Raw genomic sequence first — 4,182 nt, forward strand, 5'->3', positions numbered from 1 at the left:
TCCCCACACCCCTGGTCGCTCCATTGGCGTTGTTTTCTTCGTACGTGTCCCGAATGTAGTGATACCGAATCGCTTCATTTGGTTTTCCGCCCAGATTTGAACAGGGGTAAGAGATACGGTCGTATTGGTTGGGCCGCTGCCCATACAGGCTGCTCGTTCCGATAAACACTAGGTGCGCAGGCCTTTTGACGCATCTGCCCGCCATCGAGGATGCGATGATGCTGTACGCGTTTTCGTAGCGTTCTTTGTAGGCGATCACTGCTTCAGGCTTGGCCGCCAGCATTGCCACCAGTTTCCCGCAAGCCAGATGGTTGTATGGGGCAATGGCTCCGCACACTGTCAGGTCCGCGATCTCGGTGCCTACCGTCATCGCGCGCGCTACTCTGATTACCCTGGCCAGTATGTCACGCCCGGTAGAGGATGACACCAATGCCTTGACCCTATCTACGCCCTTCTTGTCGCCAAAGACTTTCGTGACCTCGCGCCAGAGGTCGAGTAAGTTGGCTAGTTCAGCTGCTCGTTTAGCACGAAAGAGCGGGGTCTGTGCCTGGATCTCCCAGCCCTCATCCGAGATCCCACCTAGTTGTTTCGAGCATTTATAGTCGCCACCTTCCATTTGGCGATGGTGTGCCTCAGCGGTCGGCGCGCCATAGAGAAGTGGGCTGTCGAAACCCGTCACCTGGCATCGCCCGTTGTAGAGCCTGTTCAACTCCTCCACGAGCTGTCTGTCCTTACGGTAGGAAGAGGCGATTTGTTCTCGTGTTTGCGACGAAACACCAGAGTGTTCTTTCTCGAGAAACAGGCGCAGCTGCTCCTGTGGCTTCGAGTAGATGATCTCTTCCAAGTTGCGTTCATCCGCGACGGCCTTGGCCCGCGTTTCGATTTCCAGCTGCGCTGCGAACGTCTCAAGAAGCGCAGATGCCCTAGGTTGTACCGCGCGGATGGACTGGCAGGCTTGGGAGATTTGAATCTCGTCCAGCCCAGAAAGTGAACCTCTGTCCAGTGGAAGAACCTGCAAGAGTTCGAAGATATCGTCCTGCGGCAAGGCGCGCACCCGGTAGTAGACCGATGTCTGGAAGTCACCCCAAACCCGATATGGCCCGTATTTGTAGTCTGGCGGATTAATCGTCTTCGAGCGCACGACCAGCTTGGCCAACAGCCGGAATTGAACTTCGCCATGGATGAACAGCCGTGTGAACAGCCATAGCCGTTCGCCAAGCTCGATGGATGTGTGTAGACGCGGCTGTCGTGAATTGAAGTGGAAACCAGCGCCACCATCGAGATCTTTTCTATAGTTATCGAGTTTCCAATAGGCCAGGAGATCCACGGTGGCGACTTACCTTGAGGTGCGGCTGCTCGAGCGCGCACCCATCCACTGCGAAAACGTCGAAGGCTAGTGACTTTAGGTGTTGCTGCGCTGGCGAAGCCACGTCTCAACCCCTGGGGCGAATCGTGGCCCCTCAATGCTACGTTGTTGGTGTGACGGGTTGTTGCGCATCAGCGTATCAGGATGAATCCGACGTAGCCGTAACCTCCATGCCAGTTGTTGAGTTAGGTTGTGTGGCAACCCGCCAACAGATGGAGGTTAGGCCTCGACGCAGTTTACCCTTTGCCTGATAGCCCCCTTGGGGTCCGCTGAGAGCAAAACATCCGCCTGTTTTGTTGATTAATAAATATCCGATCGCTGCCATATTCGCAACCATGGGGCTGAAAATCAGCCCGAAGCAAATACCCACTGGAGGAGACAATCTCCTATCTTTTGCCTACGAGGGGTCGGGGTGCGGCGGAAGTTGGGATGGCGGGGTGGCGCCGGCCCACCTCGGAGCAAGAATGAGAGCTTCTGGACGCGGAGAGGCGGCGGCGGAGGTCATACCGGGGTATCGCGGGGCGAGCGCCCCCTTACTGGGCCGATGGGTGAGGGTCGAGTCCGGGCGCAGCGGCCAGCCCGTTGATACGCTCAGACGTGCTGGGTACGCTCGGTTTCCACTAGAGGATGACCCCCACACACGAGTCGAGCAGGGACCGTCCCCGCCACTCTAAGGCCGATAACCGAAATCCAAACTGAGACACTACCCGCGCTCGCCGCAAGCGCCACCCATACGTACTACGGCGGGCGTTGGCATTCTACTACTACCGCAATTTTGGTAAATCGCTCAGCATCTCATCGGTTGAGTATAAGCGCAGCGTTACCCACTGTTCTTAAGCGCATACCTTGTCGTCATCATCGCGGTGAGGCGGAGCCATCCGAAAAGGTGAGCCGCCCGTTCCGGCGCCATAGCGCTGTTTGCCCTTGTCACTCGCCGCCGGTAACTATATTCTTACCTTATCTTACTTACCATTGGTCTCCGGTATGGAAACGACGCGACTCACAAGCAAAGGTCAGGTGGTGATCCCCAAGGCTATCCGAGACCGGCTGAAGGTCATACCAGGTACTGAGTTAACGGTCACCCTGGAAGAAGGTTGCATCGTATTGAGTCCCATGGGCGCTAAATCGCACCGGCTATCCGAATGGCGAGGATTCGGACGGAGGCTGCCCGCATTGTCCGACGCAAACGCATTTGCTCCCGTGGACCTGCACGATGCGCAATGATTGCCTTCGATACCAGCCTCGTCGTTCGCATTGCAGTCGGTGACAACCCGGAGCAACGAGCCGCCGCATTAGCGCTAGTGGACGAACATCGGGTGCTCATCCCAAAGTCCGTCGTGCTGGAAACAGAATGGGTATTGCGGGCGCGTTATGGACTCACGCCAGCCGAGATCATCGAGTTCCTGGCTTTTCTCCTAGGATCGGAAGGCGTGGTGATGGAAGACGAGGCGGCTGTCCGTGGGGCGCTCACGTATTACCAACACGGTGCAGATTTCGCGGACGCACTGCATCTCGGGAGTGTTGGTGATACCCCGCTGTACACGCTCGACAAAGCGTTTTGCAAACGTGCAATCCGAAAGGGCCTGGCCCCCAAGGTTGTGTTGGTACGACCGGGGTCGTAACCCATGAAGCGTAGCGAAATCCGGTACAACTTCGCCGCCGCGAACGCATCCCCGGCCTGCCGCTTCCGCGGCGGTTATGGACAACTTTTGGCCGGCTCGCCGGCGGCCGCCGCGCCGGTGAGGAAGTACCGATCCAGCGCCTCGACCAAGGCGCGCTCCGGCCGCCGGTAAAATATCCCGTAGCCGGCGCCGCGCCGCGCATTCATGCCGCGGAGGAAGAGGTAATAGACGCCGCCGAAATCCCGCTCGTAGTCATAACTTGCGAGGCGATGCCGCAAGTAGCGATGCACCGCGACCGTGTACAGGAGATACTGAAGATGGTAGCCCGCCTGGGAGATGACTGCCGGCAGGCGGGTCGCATGGTAATCTTCGAGGTTCATCCCCAACCAATTGCTCTTATAATCCACTAAGTAATAGCGTCCCTCGGTTTCAAAAACCAGATCGATGAAACCTTTCATATAGCCGCAAGCCCCCTCCCCCCATCCGGCCAGCGCCTGGCATGCTTCGGGATCCCACGGTTCGATCAGTTCAATCAGATACATGAGCACCTCGGGCCTAAGCTCCGCGATGGGGTAATGAAACTCGAGCTCACTGATTCGCTGTCTCGGCGTGATCCGGTCGAGGCGCAGGCTCCCTTCGGCGTCGAGCGGTGTGCGCAGCGCCTGTGCGAGATGCCCGCTCAGCACCTCGCTCCATTCGGGGGCGATGCCGTATTCTTTGAGGCTTTGCCGGACCAAGGCCGTGAGATCCTCGGGCCGGTAGCCCGTAAAATCCAAATGCTCCAAGACCGCATGCAGGCAGCGGCCCGCTGTCACACCGCGCGGGAAATGAAAGATGGTGCGCGGCACGTCCGCCGGGCCCGGCTTGGGATCCGGCTCGGTATCCGCATCGACAGCGCGCGCTTCGGCCGGCATCCCGCGCATCAGCGCCGAAAAGCTTGTCATAGCCCACGGTTCGGGGATGGTTCCCGAGAATACACGCGCCGCGAATCGGGGATTTGGTGACGCCTCGGCCGGGGGGGCCCGCCGCGCAGGGATCGGCGGCGACGCCAAGACGATCGTACCCTCCGAAGCCGATGCCAGCGCTTCGATCTCGCCTTTGATTGCTGCGTCGGTCAAACTCTCGAGGTGCTGATGCCAAGCGGTTTCGGATGCGCCGGGGCTTGGCGGGTGCAGCAACCAGGCAAGGGGCGAG

4 protein-coding genes are annotated in these 4,182 nt (G+C 58.8%); 2 read left to right on the forward strand and 2 right to left on the reverse strand.

The genetic code is table 11. From position 1 onward, the window contains the following. On the reverse strand, positions 1 to 1,327 hold a 1,327-nt coding region (locus M3436_19730), incomplete at its 3' end, for a hypothetical protein (GenBank protein ID MDQ3566211.1). 1,023 nt (positions 1,328 to 2,350) lie between these two features. Here M3436_19730 and M3436_19735 point away from each other — a divergent pair. Both M3436_19735 and M3436_19740 read left to right on the forward strand, forming a co-directional pair. Further along, positions 2,351 to 2,590, forward strand: a complete 240-nt coding sequence (locus M3436_19735) for an AbrB/MazE/SpoVT family DNA-binding domain-containing protein (protein MDQ3566212.1) — start codon at positions 2,351 to 2,353, stop codon at positions 2,588 to 2,590. Then, on the forward strand, positions 2,587 to 2,988 hold the full coding sequence (locus M3436_19740) for a type II toxin-antitoxin system VapC family toxin (protein ID MDQ3566213.1): 402 nt from the start codon (positions 2,587 to 2,589) through the stop codon (positions 2,986 to 2,988). Before M3436_19735 ends, M3436_19740 begins: the two co-directional genes overlap by 4 nt. Positions 2,989 to 3,062: 74 nt before the next feature. On the opposite strand, the gene M3436_19745 is transcribed toward M3436_19740, so the two are convergent. Next, positions 3,063 to 4,182 (reverse strand): PD-(D/E)XK nuclease family protein (locus M3436_19745; GenBank protein ID MDQ3566214.1); only part of this gene is annotated, 1,120 nt, incomplete at its 5' end.

It is taken from the genome of Pseudomonadota bacterium, from assembly GCA_030859565.1.
Lineage (GTDB): Bacteria > Pseudomonadota > Gammaproteobacteria > JACCXJ01 > JACCXJ01 > USCg-Taylor.